This is a genomic window from Enterococcus sp. FZMF, assembly GCF_030263915.1.
GTDB classification, from domain to species: domain Bacteria; phylum Bacillota; class Bacilli; order Lactobacillales; family Enterococcaceae; genus Enterococcus_D; species Enterococcus_D casseliflavus.
The window spans coordinates 1790432-1812500 of record NZ_CP127160.1 but is presented as its reverse complement, the minus strand read 5'-3'; the positions used below and the strand labels follow the sequence as shown (position 1 = coordinate 1812500).

The window sequence follows — 22069 nt, the reverse complement described above, 5'->3', positions numbered from 1 at the left end:
CAAAATCATGAGATTGACGAATTACTATCAAGAAAGTTCCATGATAACTTCACCCAAACATTTCCTTTCATGATGCATTGTGCCAAAATATCTCCTACCGTGCATTACTATAAGTTAGGGACCTATTATCATGAGCGAGCGACGATTGGTATCGATGCGAGCATTCCAGAAATTTTTGTTATCCCTGAGATAGACGAAGAATGGGAGAAGTTTCAACGAGGCGATCGTGAGATGCTGACAGCCATCGAACAACAAATGGATAAGCTGGAAGCCAAACGGATCACTGCCCTATCAGAAGTAAAGGAAATCCAAAATCAGATCGATAAGCTTACGGCATCTGTAAATGAATTGAGTGAGTCAAAGGGCTTTTTCAATCGGACAAAAATCGATGAAGAACTAGAGCAGTTGACTTCTGAGCGAAAAGCATTAGAAGCCAAACGTCGGGAATGGGAAAGATATTCAAATAATGACGAAGAGGTTTTTGCTGAAAAAGAGCGTCTGCAACAGCAATACCAAACATTGCGCTTAAAGAAAGCAATCGTGGAAAAAGAATTCCGTCAAATTGATACCTTTTTTGGATCATTTGATGAATTTACGGCAAAAATAATGGCTTTCTTAGCTCACTATACTGGAAAGGAGCTGACTGAAGTTGACGAAAGAAACGCAGACGAATCCTGAGGAATCACAGCTGCTGGAGCAGGAACCGACTCTAGAGGTCCAAACAGAAGGAGCTAATGAAGTCGAGGAAAACGTATCAACAAATGCGACGGACTTAGTGAATGACGGTCCTTTAGTAGAAGATAGTGGAAATGTAGTGGATGATTCTTTTGATTCAGCAAAAGAAGAAACTGACTACGAAGATGATTATTATGCTGTAAAAGCGCAAGATCACCAACGAATCGAATCGCTTATTGAGCAAGCCGAAAACGAACTAGCTGATTTAAAATTGAGAAAATCAATTATGGAAGCTGATTTTTCTGGATTGCTTGCTCATTACCGCCAGTTGATTTTAACAGATCAAGATATTTCGGTGATCGCCAAAAAGACATTGCTTGAATACTATGCCTATGAATTCTTGAAACCATTAAAAACGATTCATTTAACTGCTACTGATAACTATGACACATGGAAGACAAAGCATTTCAATGTCCGTTTTCGTTTAACAGAAACAAAGGAGCTCGAGTTTAGTTTCAAACTTAATCCAGTCAATTCTACGTATCAATCTAATTATTTGCCATTGTTGACTATCAATTCAAACTCCCAGTCGGTGGTTGTCAATGATGAACAGATTTTGCATTTAATCAGTCAATGGCATGCGGAGAATATTTTCTCGGTCAATCAGCTTTCGCTCTTTAATTATGATGTCAACTTGGTATTGGCGCATTTAAAAGAATTAGGCTTTACGGTTTCACCAAGCTTGATCGACAATACCCAAACATTGGCTGTCGATATGGAGACGGACTTTGCTGTTGCAGCAGAAGTTCTCGATCAAATTTTCATTATTACAATGGAGAATCAGCAATATGATTTTATCACAGAATACAAAGGTGAAATTCTTGTTTTACTTGATAAAAATCAACGATTGACGATTCATTTGTATACAGAGTCCACTTTACTAACGATTGATTCAGATCAATGGAAGCGATCCTTATTAGATTTCTTCACAAGCTATCCATTTTTGGTTCCGCTTGTCGTGGAAGGTGAAGAATAAATGTTCTAAATTCATTAAAAGTGCTAGAATGGTTTTTATAACTATTCAGCACTTTTTTTTGGAAGGAGCAGTATGATGAAAAACAAAGCACTAGGTTTTTATGAAGGACGATCTTTAGATGAGTCAAATGTATTTATTGAAAAGGAAATTCCGATACCCAATTGCCAAGCAAATGATTTATTGGTGGAAGTACAGGCAGTTTCGGTCAATCCAATCGATACAAAAAGACGGCAAATGACTGCTTTAAGTGAAGCGTTCCAGATCCAAGGGTATGACGCCGTTGGGATCGTTAAAGAAATCGGCTCAGCAGTTAATGGCTTTGCCGTTGGTGATCGGGTGTTTTATGCTGGAACCACACAACGACCTGGTGCGAATCAAAGGTTCCAAACAGTTGATTCTCGGATCGCAGCAAAGGCACCAGCCGGCTTTTCTGATGGCGATCTTGCAGCTATGCCATTAACGAGTATTACAGCGTGGGAATTGCTTTTTGAAAAATTTGGGTACGTGCCTGAAGAAAACGCGAATGAAGGATCGATTTTATTGGTCAATGCCAGCGGTGGTGTTGGCTCAATTGCGGCGCAACTAGCAAAATGGGCAGGATTGACAGTCTATGGCACTGCGAGTCCTAAGAACGATCAGTGGCTTAAAAACAATCAAGTGGATCAAGTACTTAATCATCGCTTGCCGTTGGCTGAACAAATCACTGAGCCTTTTTCAGCCGTTGCAATTTTTTATGACGCCTCGGCCTATTTGCCACAATTAACGAAAGCAATCTTGCCGTTTGGCAAAGTCGGAATGATCGTGAATACGAAAGAAGCGCTAGATTTAAATCCATTTAAAAACCTCGGCATCGATTTTTATTGGGAGTATATGTTCGCAAAAACAGATGCTCAGTTGATGATTGAAACACAAGGGAGCATTTTGCAACGGATCGCCTCGTTACTCGCTGACAAAAAGATCCATACGACTGCGGTCCAAACGTTTGATGGAGGAATTACCATCGAGACCTTAAAGATCGCTACAAAAGCGGTTGAGCAAGGAACGAAAGGAAAGACAGTGATCACTGGAGGCGTCCGCTAGATGGAAGAAGAGGAAGCGATGCTGTTTTGGGATGAATTTGCCCAAGAATATGCACAGATTCAAAGAGAATCCCAATTGAAAATTGCCGAAGAGGTAGCAGCTTTTTTGGTGGAGCAGAAAGTGTTCCCGATATCGGCCTTCGTTGACTTTGCTGCGGGGACTGGCCGCTACATTTCAGCATTTTATCCTTATGTAGATGAGTATTACGCAATTGATTTTTCAAAAGAAATGTTAAAAATCATTGAAGAAACGACGGAAGATCCGATGAACAAGCTCCATCTGGTTCAGCAGAGCCAAAAAGACTTTTTATCTGCAGACCAGCACTGGCCCTGTATTTTTATGGCAATGAATCCAGCAGTCAGAGACAAGGAAACATTGCTTCAGTTTCAAAAAAAGGCCCATCAATTGATTATTCTAAGAATGATCACAGAAGAAGAAAACGTGTTTCAGCCATATGAAAAAAATCTTTCAGCGAAGAATGACCTGAACCTAAACACTTGGTACAAGAAGTGGTTTTCAGAAGAAGCGATCGATTGGCAGAGTCGGCAATTCGAGTATATTTTGAAGGAGGAGATCGATCAAGAAATATTTCATCTTTATTTTGAGGAGGAGTACTCATTGGAACAACGGCAACAAATGGTTCAACATGTCTTTGGTGAGGCATTGACTGTCGAAAGCCAAACGAAAATCACTTTTGAGCTTCTTTTAGCTTAAGTAAAATCACACAATGGGTTTCAAAAAAACGAGATTCTGACATAAGATCAAGAAACAGGTACAGGAGCTAGGCTTCTTTTGGCTGCTGACTGGAAACATCTTATGCTGGAATCTCGTTTTACAGTGAATTTGCTACAATAGAAGGTATACGATGCTGCCTAATAACAGTAAAAAAATGATGTTGACGATAAAAAACAGCTTTTGAAACGTTCTCGCTTCTTTTGGTCTGGCTTGTTTCAATAATTTGTACCCAATCAAATTCGCCAAAGAAGCAATCAATGTACCCAAACCACCAACATTGACGCCCAAAAGAACGGCTTTTTCTAAATCGGTAAAAGGAGCAATCAAAATTGCTGCTGGAACGTTAGATATTCCTTGGGAGAGTAAAATACTACCTAAAAAAGCGCGATGCGTTTCTTGAAAATACGGTCGAATGTGATCGGTGACCAGAGATAGGTCTTGAATATTCCCGACGATCAAGAAGAAGCAGAGAAAGGTAAGTAGTAACTGATAATCAACTTTTGCAAATAATCGTTTATTACTAAACCAAACCACGGCTGCGACGACAAGCACGGCGATTGAAATAGGGAGAACACTAAAAATACCAAGAATCATAAGAACAAATAATCCTGCATTAAGCAGCGCTGGCTTTTTTTCAAAGGGTTCTTCTTGCAGGGCGATTTCCAATGGAGTCTTTGGGATGAGCTGGATCGAAACAAGGAGTAATAGTAATGAAAGTCCCACAAAGGTGCCGGTAGTCCACATGAATTGTGGCAGCGAAATCTGATAGTAAGAAAATAAAAATAGATTTTGCGGATTTCCAAATGGAAACAGGCTGCTTCCTAAATTGGCTGCTACGATCAAATAGACAGCGCCTAATAAGACACTGGTGTGCTGTTGTTCTTTCCTCGTTAAGAGTAAATAGATGGGCAATAAAGTTAAGATAGCCACGTCATTTGTTAAAAACATCGAACTGAAGAAGCTTAGCAAGACGATTGCGCGGATCAAGTCACGCAGATTGCGACTTTTTTCCACTAATTTTTGTCCAAATGCTCGTAAAAGACCAGCTTCTTCTAACCCATTGATTACTAACATTAATCCAAACAGTGATAAAATCACTTTAAAGTCAATAAACGACCAACGGAAGGTGCCGAAAAAACACGCAATAAGTGCTAGTAGCAGGGAAATCGAAAATAATCGATCCGTTCGAAAAAATGCTAACATTCGTTTTCCCATAGTTCACCACCTTTCTTCTCAAGAATTTTACCATTCCTATGCTTTAGGAACAATAAATAACGCTTTTTCCATCGAACTCAAAGACATTCAGGCAATTTTTTTAGTTGACAAACGACTCATTAATTGGGAAATTAGTATGTGAAAGGTGAAGGAGGTTCAAGAATGAATGTGATGCAGCTGCTTGAAAAAAATCAGCAGGTACATTTTCAAATTTTGGCTGTTTTTTTTCAGAATGGCTCAGAAGTCTCTTATAAAAAACTTGCAAAAACGTTATCCATTTCCGCGCCCACTTTGCAAAAAGAACTTCAAAATCTTCATCAAAATTTAGCTGCTTTCCATGAAGACGCAGCTTTGATCTATTCAGAAAATGATCAAGTGCAATTGGTATTGCCTCTTGATTTTTCCCTGAAGCAATTTTTTTATGCGTATCTTTCAGAAGCAATCGATTTTCAGATATTGTCGTATTTGTTTTTTCATCGAGATGAGTCAACGACGAAAATGATGTTAGAACTGATGTTGAGTGAAGCTTCATTGTTTCGTCGATTCAAAGCGATCAATCAGTTATTGAAAGAATTCGACATCCAATTAAAAAATAAAAAATTGATTGGGGATGAAAAACAGATTCGCTTTTTCTATTATCAGTTTTTTTCACAAAGTTATCCCAATGAAGAATTGATCGCTCGCTTGAATGCACCAGCCATCAACAATTTGATTCGAGTCATTGAAAAACAGTTGCAGACAACGTTTAGTCAAGCAGAGCGTTGGAAAGTCGGGCTTTGGTTAGGCATTATGGAAGCCCGTTTTGATTATCGCGGCTCGCAACAGCATGAAGCCTCGTATCCATTGTTGAAGTCATTGGAAAATGAAGCGATGTTCCAGCTTTTGCGGAATATATTAGGGCGCTATCTCAGTCGTTTTGCCGTATCCTGGAGCGATTATGAAACGGTATATTTCTATTTATTTTTATTAGCTGAAGGCTTGATTCGCCCTTCACTGGATGACTCCTTGCAAAAATCACTTTTCTTCCAAGAGATCGATGCGTTAAATGGGGAGCTGCTGCAGGCCATTGGTGATAGTGAAAGAAAGACTACAGAAACTTCTACGGAATTACGCGTCTTCTTGACGAGTGTGACGATCCAAGCGTTGTATATTCATGGCGGCATTATTGCCTTTGCTGAATTTCAGCCGCAAAGTGTTGCGAATGAGAGCTTGATCGAAGTGGCACAGCAAGCAATCGAACAGTTGGAGAAAAACGTAAACCAGTCCTTTTCTCTTGAGAAAAAGCAGCATTTGACCAATGAATTGCTTTTGATCCGTCAATGGATTCAAGTAAAACAGGAAAAAGCATTTACGGTAGGGATTTTACTGACTCAATCACGATTACGCAGTGGCTTTTTACGGCGCTTTTTGATCAAAGAATTGGCTGGCTATCCGAATATTCACTTCGATGGGACGAAGGAGAAGGACTATGATCTATTGATCGTTGATCATTCTGAGATCTCGGAAGGCTATCGTTATAAAAAACGATTGATTTTAACAGGTGGTGCAACCCCATTTGAAGAAGAGCGGCTTCATCAAATCGTGGATGAAATACGAAATGAGAACCTTGAAAGCGAGTTGGAAAAGATATGAGAATAGTGATTATTGGAGGCTCTCATGCAGGAATTGCTGCTGCCCGTCATTTAAAAAAAGTTGACCCAAAAGTCGATGTGATAATTATAGAAAAATCAAGCGTTCTTGGTTATGTTGCCAGCAGTTTGAATTTAGTACTGGAAGGTTACATTCAGCGTTTGGAAGATTCCAAAACGGCAACTGCCAGTGAACTTCTTTCAGAAGGAATCAATGTGATGCTAAACAGTGAAGTCACAAAAATCTTTCCGCAAGAACAAACGGTTCATTTTGTCACATCAACGGAATCTTATCAGCAAGAAGATGAAGTGAGTTATGATGGCTTGATTTTGGCGATGGGATCGAGTACTTTCCGTTCGGAGTTTGCCTCAGATGTCGAAGCACATATAACGACCTACAAAACCATTGGTCAATCAAAGCAAGCATTAGAAAAAATCGAGAATGCCCAAACCGTTGCGATCGTCGGCGCTGGTCTGATCGGGTTTGAATTAGCGGAATCTTTAAGCGGACAACAAAAAGCCGTTCATTTGATCGATCGCATGGATACGCTGTTGTTCCGTTATTTTGATCATGAAATTGCCAAAATTTTGATGGAACGCTTTCCTAAAAATTTGCAGATCTATCTTAACAGCAATGTCGCTCATACGATCAAAAATGAGAAAGGCGATTATCAAGGAATTGAGCTGTCAAATGGAACGAAAATTCAAGCTGACGTGGTCGTTTATGCTGTCAATCCACGTCCAAATGTTGCGCTAGTAGAAGATTTTCTGAAATTAAATCTGGATGGCACGGTATCGACAAATGAGTATTTGCAAACGTCTGACCCAGCGATTTATGCAATTGGGGACCTTGTTTCGATCCCATTTAATCATTCGGATAGCTCCTTGTATATTCCTTTAGTAACGAATGCTTACCGCACCGGGATCGTTGCTGCCACCAATTTATTGGCAAATGAACGGGGAACAACGAAAATTCCTTTTCCAAAAATGCAACGGACCGTCGTCAGTAAATTGTTTGGCTATTTCGTCAGCAGTTCAGGTATTAATGAGACCGAGGCACCGTATTACGGCTTTGAAGTAGATTCAGTGACGCAAACATTTCATTCTCGGACATTTTTCGCGACAGATGAGGATTTTGAAGTAACGTTAAAACTGATTTTTGATCAGCAAACGAAAGTGATCATGGGGGGACAAATCATTACGAGTGATCGTGGAAGTTTGGAGATCATCAATACGATCTCAACCTTGATCAATAGCAAGACGACCTTGCACCAATTAGCAACAATGGATTACTTTTTCAATCCAACCATCTCATTTCCACTGCACTTTTTGAATCAATTGGCCCTTGATGGCTTGTTAAAGTAAAATAGTAAGTCTTGATAAACCTGCGATGATCGTAGGTTTATTTTTGTGAATTGACGTTAATCGGGAGAAAATAGCGATTGCGCCCATGAAAGGTATCGCGTATTAAAACCAGGTGGGGTTCTGCTGAACTTTGATGCCGACTGGTATCGCTATCTTTTTGATGAAGAAACCCGTAAAAAATATGACGACGCTCGTTTTATGACTGAACGATTTTTGGTAATTGATTGTTATCGGTAGACGAATGTTCCTTGTATGGACACGTTAGCTCATCAGTACCCTTTATCTGAAAAGTTACCCCCAGCTTGGGCTGAGCATGTGTTAACTACACAGGGGTTTCAACAGATTGAAACGATTGAACGTGTAAATGATTTGTTATTGAATGAAACTCAGAAGTTGAATCTAGCCTTCTCAAGTATTTATTTGATTAAAGCGATTAAACAGACTTCATTGATAAAAAAGACGTGCTCGCAGTCTTTTATAAGAGAAAAATATCACATAATCCCTTGCCTTCGCAGATTCGTTTTCACTGAAATTGTGTTGGTAAAGGGATTTTTTTAAAAAAAATCTTGTGATTTTAAGTGAAATACGGTACCCTATTAAAGAGAGTGAGAATCATTCTCAATAAGGAAGGGGCGGGGCATGTTGAAAAAAATCGGATTACTGCTGATCTTGATTTTTCTTGTGGGCTGTTCCTTACTCGTAGGAACTCATGAATTATCATTAAGTGGTTTACAGCAGGGTGATCCGAATCATTGGCTTGTTTTGGTAAAAGTTAGGCTCCCACGGACGATCAGTTTGATCATTGCAGGTGGAATCATTAGTTTATGTGGGAAAACCATGCAACATATGATGCAAAATAAATTTGTGGCATCAGAGTCGATCGGGTTATCTGATAGTGCTCGTTTAGGAATTTTGCTAGTCATGCTTTTTCTGCCAAATGCTTCAAACTTGATTCGGACAACCGCAGCATTTGTGTTTGCTTATGCAGGTGTTTTGTTCTTTTTATTTTTAAGCCAATTTCTACCAAAGAAAGATCCAATGATGCTCCCTTTGACCGGGGTGATGTTCGGTAATATCATCGGTGCCATTAGCAGCTTCTTGGCCTATCGCTTCCAATTGGTTCAAAATGTCTCTTCTTGGCTTCAAGGAAACTTCGCTACTATTATGGCTGGCCAGTATGAACTTTTGTATTTGACGATTCCAGTATTCGGTCTGTTGTATTTCCTAGCTTATGAGATCACGATTGCTGGTTTAGGAGAAAGTGCCGCCAAGAGTCTAGGGATCAATTATCTGTTTTTACGCTTTGCTGTGTTCGCTCTGGTGGCGTTTGCCAGTAGTGTCGTTTTATTGACCGTTGGACAAATCCCTTTTCTGGGGATCGTTATCCCAAATATGATCGGCATGGTGTTTGGAGATCATTTGAAGAATAATCTACTGCTGATCAGCTTTGCTGGAAGTGCATTTTTACTTTTATGTGATGTATTGGCACGCATCGTGATTGCTCCGTATGAGATGCCCGTAAGTGTGGTTGCCGGTGTACTAGGTGGTTGCTGCTTCTTGATTTTGCTGCTGGGGAGGAAGTTTCAATGAAGAAAAAACTCTTTCTTTTGTTCTTTCTGATCCTTTGTGCCGCTACTGCCTATCTGACCTATAACACCTATGGTAATTGGTCATTTGCTTTTGCATTGCGAGGACGTCGGATCTTCGCCTTTGCTCTGGTGGCGATCGCAATTTCCTTTAGTACGATCACCTTACAGACTGTTACGAGCAATCGCTATTTAACACCAGGAATCTTAGGCTTGGATCAACTATATGTCCTGGTTCAGACCCTGTGTTTCTTTTTTATCGGCGGGATCCAGATGCTAAGCCAAGAAACAGCAGCGATGTTTTTATTCTCTGTCAGTCTGACTGCCATTCTAGGAAGTTTATTGATCGGTTTTTTCTATCAAAAAGCCGTCAACGGATTGTTTTTGTTGTTGATGGCTGGAATGGTATGCGGCACGATGTTCAGTAGTCTGAGCACGTTTTTGCAAGTCTTGATGGACCCGAATGAATATGATTTACTGCAAGGACGCTTATTCGCTAGCTTTGGCAATATCAATACGCAACATCTCTTAATTGCTGCTGTGATCATTTTGATCGGTAGTAGCTGCCTGATTCTGTTGATTCCAGAATTGAATCTATTACATTTAGGAAGCGGGCAAGCCAAAAGTCTAGGCGTTCCTGTTCAATGGCTTCATAGAGGTATTTTATTTTTGATTGCGCTTCTGACAGGTACCGCTACGGCACTCGTAGGTCCAGCTGTTTTTCTCGGCTTTGTAGTGGCAACGATCACCTATCAGCTTTTTCCCACCTATCGCCATGGGTGGTTGTTTGCTGGTGGCAGCCTGATTGGTTTTCTCCTGTTAATAGGAGGGCAGTTCTTAGTGGAACAAGTGTTTCAATGGCAAACGACCATTGGTACGGTGATTCAATTATTGGGTGGCGTCTTCTTTATAAGCAAATTGCTGCTGGAAAGGAAAAAATCATGATCGAAACAAAAAACGTATCCAAAAATTATGCGAAAACACAGGTGTTGACCGAGTGTTCTTTAGCATTACCTGAGCAGAAAATGATTGCCTTTATCGGGCCAAATGGTGCGGGAAAAAGCACCTTACTCTCCTTGGTCAGTCGGATGCTGGACCAGAGAACTGGTGATATTTATTTAGATGGAACTGAGATTCGCCAGTGGAAATCCAAAGAGCTAGCCAAAAAAATGGCTTTTTTGCAACAAAGCAATCGCTATGCAGTCAATCTGACTGTAAGAGAACTGGTGGCATTTGGTCGCTATCCGTATAACCGCGGGCGACAATCGGCAGCGGATGATAGGATCATTGATGATTCTTTAGCTAAGCTATCCCTTACCGAATACGCCGATCAATCGATTCATGAGCTTTCTGGTGGTCAGCTACAACGAGTTTACTTGGCGATGATCTTGGCTCAAGATACAGATTATCTGCTGTTGGACGAACCGTTAAACAATCTAGATTTGAAGCACGCCAACCAGCTGATGAAGCTATTGACCACCTTGGTGGAAGACTATCAGAAAACCGTTGTGATCGTTTTGCACGACATTAATTTTGCCGCTCGCTACGCCGATCACATCGTTGCCATGAAAGACGGTCAGATTTTTAAAGCGGCCGACACTGAGGCTGTGATCCAGGAGCAAGTGTTGGCATCATTATATGAGATTCCAATCAAACTGGTACAAGTGGATGGTCGGCAATTTTGCTATACCTTCCAATAAAATGTATTTCTAAGGAGGAAAAAAATGAAAAAAATTGTAGTAAGCTTTATGAGTATTTTCGTATTAGCGGGGTTGACCGCATGCGGATCAAATAATACTGGTACAATCGAATCGACAGGGACACAGCAAAGCCAAACTGCTCAGAGTGAACAGACACCGACAGAGGTTGAAATCACTGATAGCAATGGAACCGTTACTGTTCCTTATGCACCAGAAAAAGTGGTGGTTTTTGACAATAGTGCCTTAGACACGATGGATGCGCTTGGTGTCGGAGACCGAATCGTTGCTGCTGCGACCAGCAATTTACCAGATTATTTATCAGCGTATGCAGATGTTGAATCAGCAGGGGGAATCAAAGAGCCTGATTTAGAAAAAATCAATCAACTGCAGCCAGACCTAATCATTATTTCTGGGCGACAACGTGATTTCCAAGAGGAATTGTCTGCAATCGCGCCAACCGTTTTCTTAAGCGTTGACAATAGTGATACTTGGGCATCGATCGAAGCCAACATTACGACTATTGGTCAAATTTTTGGTAAGGAAGAGGAAGCGCAAGAACAACTAGCATCGTTACAAGGTCAGATCGATACCTTGAAGGAGCAAGCGCAAAATGCTGACGAGAAAGCCTTGGTTGTTATGGTAAATGAAGGCAATCTTTCTGCTTTTGGGCCAGGTTCTCGTTACAGTATCTTGTATGATACGTTTGGTTTCCCTGCAGTAGATGAGGAATTAGAGGCGTCGACACATGGACAAAGTATTTCTTATGAGTACTTGCTTGAGAAAAATCCTGATATCATTTTCGTGATCGACCGGACAAAAGCGATCGGCGGCAATGAAAGTGAAAGTGAATTTGTTGCAAATGAAATCGTCCAAGAAACAAATGCTGGGCAAAACGATCAAGTCATTGAATTGGATGCTGCGGTTTGGTATTTAGCAGGTTCAGGCTTGGAGTCGATCCAACTAATGATGGACGATGTCAAACCAGCCGTTGAATAAATAGGTGAGAAAAGCAATCAAGTAATTAGGACACGCGTATCAGTTTACTGAGAATGCGTGTCCCTTTTTATTTTCCTATTTTCTAAGACCTACGACTGATTTTTGATAACTTTCCCTGCTTTACTTTACCTGTCGTAGTAATTGTTTTATAATTAGTACGACAGATGAAGTAATTTAGGAGGCGATTGCGTGATCTCGAGTGACGGAATTCGCGGCTATAACGACGCAATCATTTTATCCATTCTTTCCAAAGAAGATTCTTATGGATATGAAATATCCAAGCGTATTCGCGAAGGAACAGATGCTTTATATGTGATCAAAGAAACGACGTTGTATTCCGCTTTTACTCGGTTAGAAAAACAAGGATTGATCCGCTCATATCCTGGAGAAGTGACGCATGGCAAAAAGCGGACGTATTACCAGATAACTGCAGACGGAAGAGCAAGCCTTACGGAGAAACTATTGGAGTGGCAGCAGACAAAGATCGTCGTTGACCAGTTCTTACAAGGAGGAGACAAATGAAAACCATTCATGACTATCTAGACAGCTTATTTTTATCAGTACCCATCACACCGGAAACCAAAAAGGCGAAAGAAGACCTCTTAGCGATTATGGAAGACCACTACTTAGAACTGATTCACCAAGGGAAAAGCGAGCATGAAGCCATCGGTGCAGTAATCAGTGAGTTTGGTTCCGTAGATGAGCTGTTGCAAGAGTTAAATGTTTCAAAAGAAGAAGCGCCGATTGATGATTGGTCCGATGCCATCACAGAAGACGATGCGTTTGATTATTGGGGAACTGTGCGACACTTTGCTTTCTCGTTATCTATAGGAATCGGTTTTTGTATCGCATCACTAGCAGCCTTGATGCTCTTTGTTAGTATATATGCTGAGACCTTTGGAATAATGGTGATGTTTCTTTTTATCGCCATCGGGGTCGGTTTTATTATCTCTAGCAGTTTGCACTTTTCCGGTGCTCGTAAACAGTTGGATGATCGTCCAATAAAAAGGGATGCCAAACGAGAAGCCGCTCAGCAACTCGCAAATTATGAAAAAAGTTTTCGGATTGGTCTTGTTTTAGGAATTGGTGCCTGTATTTTATCAATTGCGCCTGTACTTTTAAGTGAATTGTTTTATTATTCTGTTGAATTTGGGATTTCCTTGTTTTTCTTGACGGTTGCAGCAGGTGTGTTCTTTATTATTTATGTAAGTATTATCCGTACAGGCTTTGCGAAGCTGGCAACTGAGACGTATTTTATTCGCGACGAAGACCATCCGGGGGATCGAGCAACACGTCATAAATATGGCGAATCCGCTGGTCGAGTTACCTTTTTTCGAACAGTCTACTGGCCAGTGATTTTGGTCGTTTACATGCTTTGGTCCTTCATGTTTCATGCATGGGCTTACTCTTGGGTCATTTTTGTTATTGGTGGTGTCTTAGAGGACTACTTTATCGGACATACGAAAGCTAAAAAATAGAAGACACTTCAATCGAGAGTGCTTTCTTTACTTTTAAAAAAAGGAAGATTATAATACGTCTTGTAACTGAACCAATTAAAAAAGAACAGCGAGAAATATGGTTCTCTCAATGCTTTTAAAAAGTTCAGAATACAAGAAAAGAGGCAATGAATATGTTAGAAATTCATTATCTGAAAAATGGCAGCAAAGAAATAGCAACAGTCGAATCTCCGGAGCGCTTTCTCGCAAGTCAATACTTGGAAGTTCCACCTTTTCAAGACCATTACCCAGTCGAAGAAGTTTTTTTAGACGGTAAGCGGATTACATTGAGGGATCGAACGATCAGTGGATTGTTCAACTATTTAAATACTAAATAAAAAATTGCCTTTTTCTATGGCTCACTTTACTTGGTGAGGAATCATAGGAAGAGGCAATCTTTTTTGTTTAATTGAGAATGAGGGGTGTAATTGAGAATCTAACAAGTAGGGAATTGAAATGGAAACGATTAGTCAAACTTACAACTATACTCTATTTGTATTGGATAGGAAATAAATATGCTCATTTCTGAGGAGGATAACATTTTTTTTGACTATTTCTGAATAAACTATTGCTTTTTATAGTTAGATATACTAATAATTAATAGAGATTATTCTCAAATAATTATTCTAATTGGAGGAAATGATATGTCATTAATTGGAAAAGAGATTGGTTCATTCGAAGCGAAAGCTTACCACAATGGAAAATTTATCGATGTTTCATCAGAAGATTTTAAAGGAAAATGGAACGTTGTTTGTTTTTACCCTGCAGATTTCTCATTTGTTTGTCCGACAGAGCTTGAAGATTTGCAAGATCAATATGCATCATTAAAAGAATTAGGCGCAGAAGTTTATTCTGTATCAACAGATACTCATTACACTCATAAAGCATGGCATGATCATTCTGATGCCATCAATAAAATCGAATATATCATGATTGCAGATCCTTCTCATGTGATCTCAGAGATCTTTGATGTACTAGATGAAGCTTCTGGGTTGTCTCAACGTGGAACATTCATCATCGATCCAGATGGCGTAGTCCAAACAGTTGAGATCAATGCGGACGGTATCGGTCGTGATGCTAGTGGCTTGATCGATAAAATCCGTGCTGCACAATATGTCCGTACTCATCCAGGTGAAGTATGTCCTGCAAAATGGAAAGAAGGCGAAGAAACTTTAACGCCAAGCTTAGACCTTGTAGGCAAGATTTAGGAGGCTCTCATGGCATTAGATAAGGCAATCAAAGACCAACTGACGCAGTATCTCGCGATGCTAGAATCAGAGGTTGTTTTTGCGGCAACTTTAGGTGAGGATGATTCTTCCACAAAAGTACGTGAATTCTTAGAAGAAATCGCAGAAATGTCACCAAAAATCACTATCCAAGCTGTAGCAAGTGAACGGACACCAAGCTTTTCGATCAATCGTCCCGGTGAAGAAAGCGGCATCGCTTTTGCTGGTTTACCGTTAGGACATGAGTTCACTTCGTTTATTTTAGCGTTGCTTCAAGTAAGCGGTCGTCCGCCGAAAATTGACGAAGCACTTCAAAAGCGCATCAAAGCGATCGATAAGCCATTACATTTTGAAACCTATGTCAGTTTGACTTGCCATAACTGTCCTGATGTTGTTCAAGCGTTAAATATCATGGCAGTGCTAAATCCTTCCATCAGTCACACCATGATCGAAGGTGGGATGTTCAAAGAAGAAATTGACAAGAAAAAAATTATGGCTGTGCCAACCGTCTTTTTAGACGGTGAAGAATTTGCAAGCGGCCGTCAAACGATCGAACAGTTGTTGGAAAAAGCAGCTGGTCCGACGAGTAAAGATGACTTTGCTGAAAAAGAGCTTTTCGATGTGTTAGTTGTCGGTGGCGGACCTGCAGGCGGAAGCGCAGCGATTTATGCAGCGCGTAAAGGCATCAATACTGGGATGGTCGTCGAAACAATGGGTGGACAAGTAATGGAAACCCTGGGGATCGAAAACATGATCGGTACTCCTTATACCGAAGGACCAAAATTAATGCGTCAGGTAGAAGAGCACATCAACGAATACAATGTAGACGTGATGAAAGGGCAGCGTGCGAAAGATATTCGTCGCAATGATGTCATCGAAGTTGAATTAGAAAATGGTGCAGTATTAAAAACCAAAACGGCCATTTTAGCAACTGGCGCTCGCTGGCGTAACATCAATGTTCCAGGAGAAAAAGAATTCAAAAATAAAGGTGTTGCCTATTGTCCACATTGTGACGGCCCGTTATTTGCTGGGAAAGAGGTTGCTGTCATTGGCGGCGGAAACTCTGGGATCGAAGCAGCGATCGATTTAGCTGGCATGGCAAAACACGTCTATGTTCTTGAATTTTTACCGGAACTAAAAGCGGACCTTGTGCTACAAAACCGTTTGAACACGTTAGAAAATGTGACTGTTATTACGAATGCGGCAACGAAGGAAATTGCTGGATCCGATCATGTCGAACAATTGACCTACGTTGATCGTGAAACGAGTGGTGAATTCACATTAGCCGTTGAGGGTGTCTTCATCTTGATTGGCTTGATGCCGAATACCGAATGGTTAAAAGATCGCATCGTTTTAAACGAACGCAATGAGATCGTAGTAGACAAACACGGCGCAACCAATATTGAAGGGGTCTTTGCAGCAGGGGATTGTACCGATAGTGTATACAAACAGATCATCACTTCAATGGGTTCAGGTGCGACTGCGGCATTAGGTGCCTTTGATCACCTGATTCGCTCGTAAGCGCCTTGCATCATTTAAAATCAAAAAACGTCTCAGGGGCTTCTAGGAGCTGCTGAGCGTTTTTTCTTTTTGTAAGGGCAGTTTGGGTCCAGTTGACAGAAGGACAGCTTCTATATTACAATGAAAAAAACTCGTTCAAAAAAGAAAGAGGTATATTGATGAGTGTCGTAGGTATCTAATCAGCCAATTAAAACAAATAAGCAAAAACAGACTGTTTATTTGTTGTGCCTGTAGATACCGATAAAAATCGTTATTGATGAATCAGGTGATGGGAGACTATCGCTTTTTTTGTACACTTTTTTGGACGGGGATCTGATCGGAATCCTCAGGCACAAGAAAGGATAACTCATGAAGATACCTCAAGCAACTGAATTTGAACAAATTAAAGAACAAGTAAGTAAAAAAATAATCAGCGATTACGGCAAAGCGCGCTTTGCGAATGAAAAACCAGCAGCGACGATCCACTCTGCCCAAAAACGAGTGACAGAGACCACTGAAGCGATGGCGCTATTAGCCGCTGGTCGTCAAGTGCCTTTTATGGGGCTGCAGCATGTCTTACACCATACGGAGAAAATTGAAAAAGGATTTGTTTTAGAACCACAGGAGCTTATCGAATATGGAGACTTTTTACGGTCTTTTCGAATCATCCGTCAATTGTTCGAAAAGAATCAATCGATTGCCCCAAGATTACATCAATATGCACAAGGGTTAGAAGACTTTTCTGAAATCGCCGAAATGATTTTCCAAAAGATTCGCAATGGTCAGGTTGATAGTAATGCCAGCCGAGAATTGCGGAAAATTCGCGGCACGATCGAAAAATATGAAGCTGATCTGAAAAAAGTTTTTGCAAAGTTTTTTAAGGAAAGTCGCTATTTACAAGAAAATCGTGTCATCAAAAAGAACGACCGATATACGTTACCTGTGCGTGCTGAATTTCAACAGCAATTTAACGGAACGATCATCGAACGTTCCAATAAACGAGCGACTGTCTTTATTGAACCTGAGGCAGCTGCCCGTTTAAATGATCGATTGATCTTGGCGCAAGCAGAAGAAACAGCCGCTCAATACCAAGTGTTGTCAGAGTTGACAGGGGCGATCGCCGAACAAATGAACGCCGTGTTTGCCTGTCTTGACATTTTAGTTGTGCTGGATATTATTTTTGCTCGGGGAAAATATTGTCGAGAAATCAATGGGCAGCCGATAACTATGACTGAGGAAGAAGTTTTGCTTCTTGATCACGTCCGCCATCCTTTGCTGGGGAGTGATGCGGTTCCTCTTTCTTTAAAACTTGGCGAAGAAAACCGCTGCATGGTCATCACGGGGCCCAATGCTGGAGGCAAGACCGTCGTCTTAAAAACCGTTGGACTTGTTTGCGCAATGGCTCATTATGGCTTATTTCCAGCGCACAATGGCAAAAGCATTGTTCCGTTTTTAAAAAGTCTTTGGATGGATATTGGCGATCAACAAAGTCTGGAAAATTCTTTAAGTACCTTCTCTGGACACATGTCGAACATTGCTCAGATTATGAAGAATGCTACCCGACACAGTATTGTTTTATTGGATGAAATCGGCAGCGGCACTGAGCCCAATGAAGGGGCTGCTTTGGCGATCGCCATCATGGAATCCATCTATCGCTCAGGAGCTTTAATGATCGCAACAACGCATTATGGTGAAATCAAGCAGTTTGCCGTCGATCATCAAGATTTCGAAACAGCGGCAATGGCTTTTGATGCCAAAACCTTGACACCAAAATATCGTTTGCTGACGAATGCAGTCGGTGATAGTAATGCGTTTTGGATTGCCGAAAAGATGGCAATCCCTGTTGACGTAGTCCAAACAGCAAAAGAATATTTAAAGCATAAAACCTATTCTTTTGAGAAGCAGCTTTTTGAAAAGGGGAAGATACAACCCCCTCAACAAGAAGCCAAGATAGATCTTATTTTTCAAAAAGGAGACTTGGTCTTTTCAACAGAACATAACCAGCGCGGACTTTTTTATGAGTATTTGGAACAAGGACAAGCGAAAATTTCAATAGAGAAACAATTTTTTGTTGTTGCCGCACGTCGCTTGCAACTCCTCACAAAGCGACAGGTGCTCTATCCCGCAGGTTATGATCTTGATCAGCTATTCGTTGAGTTTGCGCAGCGCAAGTTTACTCGAGATATTGAACGGGGATCTAAAAAAGCGCAGAAGCAGTTACGAAAAGCAGCGCAAGAACGGCAAACCAATCGACCCGTGGATTGATAGATTAAGAAAACTTTCAATCGATAGACCAAAATCAAGCAAGCAGTCCTTTTTCAGCACCTAGAAAAAGGACTGCTTTTTTAAAATGTTCGTTTTTTTAATAACGTCCTTTATCGATGCTGTTCCTTTGTTTGGATGATTATTTTGGTTGTTTTTTCTTTATAGAGCAGAAAATATTCGAAATATCTAAATTCTTTAAGAAAAGTTAAAGAAAAATAAAAATAACAGAGAATTGGTTGTATCTTTATTCGAGGAAGGGTACCATTCATATTGGATTGAAAAATAACATATAACCTTGTTAGGTGAGGCTCCTATACAAACACAAGCTATTGCGCAGAAACGTCGAAAGACGCCAATGTGTAAAACAGGAATTGTCGGATTAAGGCTTTTCATAAAATAGCTAAGAGAGCAAATGACTTTCTTTACGTTGTATAGTGCTAAAACTCGGACGATGAGATTGCTGCTAAAGTCTGACGTCCTAAGAGAAGTGAGACTTTTTTGCTTTTCTTTCTGATGGATGACGAAGCTCATAGAGCAAAATAACTGGTACCGTCTGAACACCTACTCCAAGGCAAGAGGAGTGGAAGCAATGATAGAAAAAAAGAAGATCGATTGGCTGCTGATCATAGCTTATTTGCTATTGAGCCTTATCGGTCTTTTAATGATTTATAGTGCAAGTTCATACCGTTTATTAACGAGAGATCAACCACCAGCGTCGCTATTTATCCGTCAATTGGTCTTTTTGTTACTTAGCTGGGTTCTTTTATTCATTATTCAGCGGACGCGAAGAGAGATTTTGCTTAGCAAATACTTAGCGATCGGTCTGCTAGCATTTGGGATCTTTACCTTGCTCTTAGCTCGTTTGCCCTTTTTCGGTGTCTCTGTTAATGGGGCACAACGCTGGGTCTCGATCGCAGGGATTCAATTTCAACCATCAGAGATTGTGAATGTAGGGATGGTCTTGTACCTTGCTCATTACTTTCAAACTGCAAAAACCACCTTGCAGGAAATGAAACGTCCGCTTTTCGTTTTGTTTTTGTGCTGTGTGTTGATCCTGATTCAACCGAAAGTAGCCGGTGTGATGATTTTACTCTTTTTAGCATTTGTCATGATAACTACGGTACAAGTCCCCGTGAAGCTGACAGCTCTTTTATTTGGTGGCTTAGTGATCAGTCTATTCCTGGTTGCCCTGTTGATCATGTTTTTAGGTGACAATGATTTATTGCCCCACATGTTTATGCACGTATATAACCGAATTCGCTTAGTAGGCGATCCATTCTCCGACCCTTACAATCAGGGGTTCCAAATGATCCATTCTTACTATGCTTTATTTAATGGAGGGCTTACTGGTCTCGGTTTAGGAAACAGTATTACGAAAAAAGGCTTTTTACCAGTTGCGGAAACCGATTTTATTTTTTCCGTTTTAGTAGAAGAGCTTGGCTTGCTTTTCGGGATTTTTGTTATTGGCTTATTATTCGTAATCATCTTACGTTTATTTATTCGTTCCGCAGCTATTGAAAATCCTCAGATTGGGTTGATATTGCTAGGAACAAGTACATTACTTTTGTTGCAAACAAGTATCAATATAGCCAGTATTTTAGGGTTGATGCCGATGACGGGGGTACCGTTGCCATTTATCAGCTATGGTGGCTCCAGTTACTTTATTCTTTCATTTGCCTTTAGTATGTGCCTGAAATTAGAGCGAGAGGAGGGCAAACGAAATGAAGTTCCTCAAACGACATGATGCAAACTATGCCTTGCTGCTACCCGTTTTTCTGCTTTTTTTGCTAAGCATTTGGGTCCAGCATCAAGCTTCTGTGATGGATGGCAACGATCCTTCTGGAATCGTTTTTCGACAGATCGTTTTTTGTGTTCTATCCGCCATCGCGCTCTTCGTTACGAGTTTGATCCCAACCAATCTGCTCTTACGCTTTTCGGGCCTTTTGTATGTATTGGCGCTAGGTCTGATGGCTTCTCTTCATTGGTTCTACGATCAAACGATGTTTGAGCAGACTTCTACCAAACGCTGGATCAGAATCGGCGACTTTACCATTCAGCCCTCAGAGTTTATGAAAGTGGCCTTTATGCTTTTTATGGTCTATCTCACCTTAGTATATGAAAAACGAATAGCCGAACGGACCATTAAATCTGATTTGATCTACGTCACTAAGATCTTGCTTTATAGTATACCGACATTTCTATTGATGTTTATGCAACGGGACTTTGGTACGAGTTTAGTGTTTATTGTGATGTTAGGGGCTTTATTTATTATCTCGGGTGTTCATTGGAAAATTTTGACCGTAGTGATCGGTTTGATCGCAGCCCTCGGCGCTATTTTATTGCTGCTCGTGTTTACGGAATGGGGCAATCGTGTCTTGTTTCGACTTCATTTCTCGCAGTATCAATTAGACCGAGTGCGAGCTTGGGCAGATCCCCTAGCGTACCAAGACTCTATCGCGTTCCAACAAGTTCGCAGTATGTGGGCGATTGGCTCAGGAGGCTTATTGGGAGCGCCTGACACCCATACGACAGTGTACGTGCCGGTTCGTGAATCAGATATGATTTTTACAGTTATTGGTGAAACCTATGGCTTTTTAGGAAGTACCTTAGTGATCTTTTTGTATTTTTATCTCATCTATCAAATCATCTTCGCAGCGTTAAAAACGAATAACAAGGCGTCGGTCTATATCGCCATCACGTACGTTTTTGGCTTAGTCTTTCAGATCTTTGAAAATATCGGAGCCGCGATTGGGTTGCTGCCATTAACGGGAATTCCTCTGCCATTTTTAGGCCAAGGAGGAACCTCGTTGATTGCGATCAGTATTGCGATGGGAATTATTTTCGGGTTAGAAAAATTCCCGACTAAAGCGAAGAAACGATCGTACGCATTAAAAGAAAGTAGGGGATTAACATGAGCAAGACAGCAAAACAAGGGGTGATAGGTGGACTGCTTTGTAGCTGTTTCGCATGGTTGTTTTTCCTTGTAGCATTAGAGCCGCAGTGGTTCCAAACGCTTGATACCCTGTTTTCCCACGTGCCTCAATGGCGGACGGCTACAGTAGAAGCGATTTTTATTCCGCTTGCTAGCACGGCAACGATCGTCCCGATAGCGGCTATTCATTTTCTATTGGCAGCAATTTTGTTTCTTCGGAAGAAACGGATCGAGAGTTTTTGGTTGATGAGTAATATGATCATAATCAGTGGTGTTGGCCAAGTGATCAAGAAATTCGTTGATCGCCCAAGACCGGAGTTTGCTGACAGTATGGAACGGGCGTCCGCCAGTTTTCCAAGTGGGCATACGCTATTAGCGACCACGCTAATTATTTCTCTCCTCTTTTTCTTCGCACAAACAGCTCCTGGCAAAAGAGGCAAACGTCCTATTAGCCAAAAACTAGCTATGTTTTTGGGATTGGTTTATTTACTGCTTATTATGATGAGCCGCTTGCTATTTGGGGTTCACTATCCTAGTGACTTGTTAGCGAGTATCTTGTTGGCAAGTGGAATCAGTTTTATCACATCTGCTTTTGTATTTTCGTTCAAAAAAAGTGTGCGTAGGGGGAAATAAA

At 40.8% G+C, this 22069-nt stretch carries 20 protein-coding genes and 1 riboswitch (1 of these 21 only partly in view); of the genes, 19 read left to right on the top strand and 1 reads right to left on the bottom strand.

All coding sequences use genetic code 11. The features are described from left to right. From QN079_RS08805 to QN079_RS08790, 4 genes are all read left to right on the top strand, one after another. Positions 1 to 678 carry the 3' portion of a hypothetical protein gene (locus QN079_RS08805; protein ID WP_005226241.1) on the top strand. 234 nt of this gene lie to the left of the window's left edge, so only the last 678 of its 912 coding nucleotides appear in the window; its start codon lies beyond the left edge, outside the window; the stop codon is at positions 676 to 678. Then, positions 650 to 1711, top strand: a complete 1062-nt coding sequence (locus QN079_RS08800; RefSeq protein ID WP_289229536.1) for a hypothetical protein — start codon at positions 650 to 652, stop codon at positions 1709 to 1711. Before QN079_RS08805 ends, QN079_RS08800 begins: the two co-directional genes overlap by 29 nt. A 72-nt stretch (positions 1712 to 1783) precedes the next feature. After that, complete coding sequence (locus QN079_RS08795; protein ID WP_289229535.1) at positions 1784 to 2791, top strand: zinc-binding alcohol dehydrogenase family protein; 1008 nt, start codon at positions 1784 to 1786, stop codon at positions 2789 to 2791. Beyond that, positions 2792 to 3505: a methyltransferase domain-containing protein gene (locus tag QN079_RS08790; RefSeq protein ID WP_142974303.1), complete on the top strand. Its 714-nt coding sequence runs from the start codon at positions 2792 to 2794 to the stop codon at positions 3503 to 3505. Positions 3506 to 3637: 132 nt separating this feature from the next. On the opposite strand, the gene QN079_RS08785 is transcribed toward QN079_RS08790, so the two are convergent. Beyond that, complete coding sequence (locus tag QN079_RS08785) at positions 3638 to 4741, bottom strand: SLC13 family permease (RefSeq protein ID WP_289229534.1); 1104 nt, start codon at positions 4739 to 4741, stop codon at positions 3638 to 3640. A 162-nt stretch (positions 4742 to 4903) separates the two neighbouring features. On the opposite strand from QN079_RS08785, the gene QN079_RS08780 reads away from it, so the two are divergent. The 15 genes from QN079_RS08780 (at position 4904) to QN079_RS08710 (ending at position 22068) form a co-directional block, all read left to right on the top strand. Further along, the gene (locus QN079_RS08780) at positions 4904 to 6373 is read left to right on the top strand and encodes an AcpB/EbpR/MafR family transcriptional regulator (RefSeq protein WP_010748448.1); all 1470 of its coding nucleotides are present in this window, start codon (positions 4904 to 4906) and stop codon (positions 6371 to 6373) included. Continuing rightward, the gene (locus QN079_RS08775; RefSeq protein ID WP_005226235.1) at positions 6370 to 7734 is read left to right on the top strand and encodes an FAD-dependent oxidoreductase; all 1365 of its coding nucleotides are present in this window, start codon (positions 6370 to 6372) and stop codon (positions 7732 to 7734) included. Before QN079_RS08780 ends, QN079_RS08775 begins: the two co-directional genes overlap by 4 nt. A 639-nt stretch (positions 7735 to 8373) precedes the next feature. Further along, positions 8374 to 9324, top strand: coding sequence for an ABC transporter permease (locus QN079_RS08770; protein ID WP_289229533.1), 951 nt, complete (start codon positions 8374 to 8376; stop codon positions 9322 to 9324). After that, the gene (locus tag QN079_RS08765) at positions 9321 to 10265 is read left to right on the top strand and encodes an iron chelate uptake ABC transporter family permease subunit (protein WP_289229532.1); all 945 of its coding nucleotides are present in this window, start codon (positions 9321 to 9323) and stop codon (positions 10263 to 10265) included. The genes QN079_RS08770 and QN079_RS08765 overlap by 4 nt, the downstream gene beginning before the upstream one ends. Then, positions 10262 to 11020, top strand: a complete 759-nt coding sequence (locus QN079_RS08760; RefSeq protein ID WP_005226231.1) for an iron ABC transporter ATP-binding protein — start codon at positions 10262 to 10264, stop codon at positions 11018 to 11020. Before QN079_RS08765 ends, QN079_RS08760 begins: the two co-directional genes overlap by 4 nt. Positions 11021 to 11044: 24 nt before the next feature. Continuing rightward, complete coding sequence (locus QN079_RS08755; RefSeq protein ID WP_144808763.1) at positions 11045 to 12016, top strand: siderophore ABC transporter substrate-binding protein; 972 nt, start codon at positions 11045 to 11047, stop codon at positions 12014 to 12016. Positions 12017 to 12205: 189 nt separating this feature from the next. Further along, on the top strand, positions 12206 to 12538 hold the full coding sequence (locus QN079_RS08750; protein WP_289229531.1) for a PadR family transcriptional regulator: 333 nt from the start codon (positions 12206 to 12208) through the stop codon (positions 12536 to 12538). Then, a complete protein-coding gene (locus QN079_RS08745) occupies positions 12535 to 13494 on the top strand; it encodes a permease prefix domain 1-containing protein (protein ID WP_005226228.1) in 960 nt (319 codons plus the stop codon). The genes QN079_RS08750 and QN079_RS08745 overlap by 4 nt, the downstream gene beginning before the upstream one ends. Before the next feature lie 152 nt (positions 13495 to 13646). Further along, positions 13647 to 13850 carry a hypothetical protein gene (locus QN079_RS08740; RefSeq protein WP_010748444.1) on the top strand — a complete coding sequence of 68 codons (204 nt, stop codon included), beginning with the start codon at positions 13647 to 13649 and terminating at the stop codon, positions 13848 to 13850. 306 nt (positions 13851 to 14156) lie between these two features. Beyond that, on the top strand, positions 14157 to 14720 hold the full coding sequence (ahpC, locus tag QN079_RS08735) for an alkyl hydroperoxide reductase subunit C (protein WP_005226227.1): 564 nt from the start codon (positions 14157 to 14159) through the stop codon (positions 14718 to 14720). 9 nt (positions 14721 to 14729) lie between these two features. Beyond that, a complete protein-coding gene (gene ahpF / locus QN079_RS08730; RefSeq protein ID WP_154694501.1) occupies positions 14730 to 16259 on the top strand; it encodes an alkyl hydroperoxide reductase subunit F in 1530 nt (509 codons plus the stop codon). 348 nt (positions 16260 to 16607) lie between these two features. Beyond that, positions 16608 to 18503, top strand: coding sequence for an endonuclease MutS2 (locus tag QN079_RS08725; RefSeq protein ID WP_289229530.1), 1896 nt, complete (start codon positions 16608 to 16610; stop codon positions 18501 to 18503). Between the two features lie 287 nt (positions 18504 to 18790). Beyond that, positions 18791 to 18966, top strand: a riboswitch (M-box (ykoK) riboswitch). Between the two features lie 126 nt (positions 18967 to 19092). Beyond that, positions 19093 to 20247 carry an FtsW/RodA/SpoVE family cell cycle protein gene (locus tag QN079_RS08720; protein ID WP_074933644.1) on the top strand — a complete coding sequence of 385 codons (1155 nt, stop codon included), beginning with the start codon at positions 19093 to 19095 and terminating at the stop codon, positions 20245 to 20247. Next, positions 20225 to 21418, top strand: coding sequence for an FtsW/RodA/SpoVE family cell cycle protein (locus QN079_RS08715; protein WP_289229529.1), 1194 nt, complete (start codon positions 20225 to 20227; stop codon positions 21416 to 21418). Before QN079_RS08720 ends, QN079_RS08715 begins: the two co-directional genes overlap by 23 nt. Continuing rightward, positions 21415 to 22068, top strand: coding sequence for a phosphatase PAP2 family protein (locus tag QN079_RS08710; protein ID WP_289229528.1), 654 nt, complete (start codon positions 21415 to 21417; stop codon positions 22066 to 22068). Before QN079_RS08715 ends, QN079_RS08710 begins: the two co-directional genes overlap by 4 nt. Position 22069 lies beyond the last annotated feature (1 nt).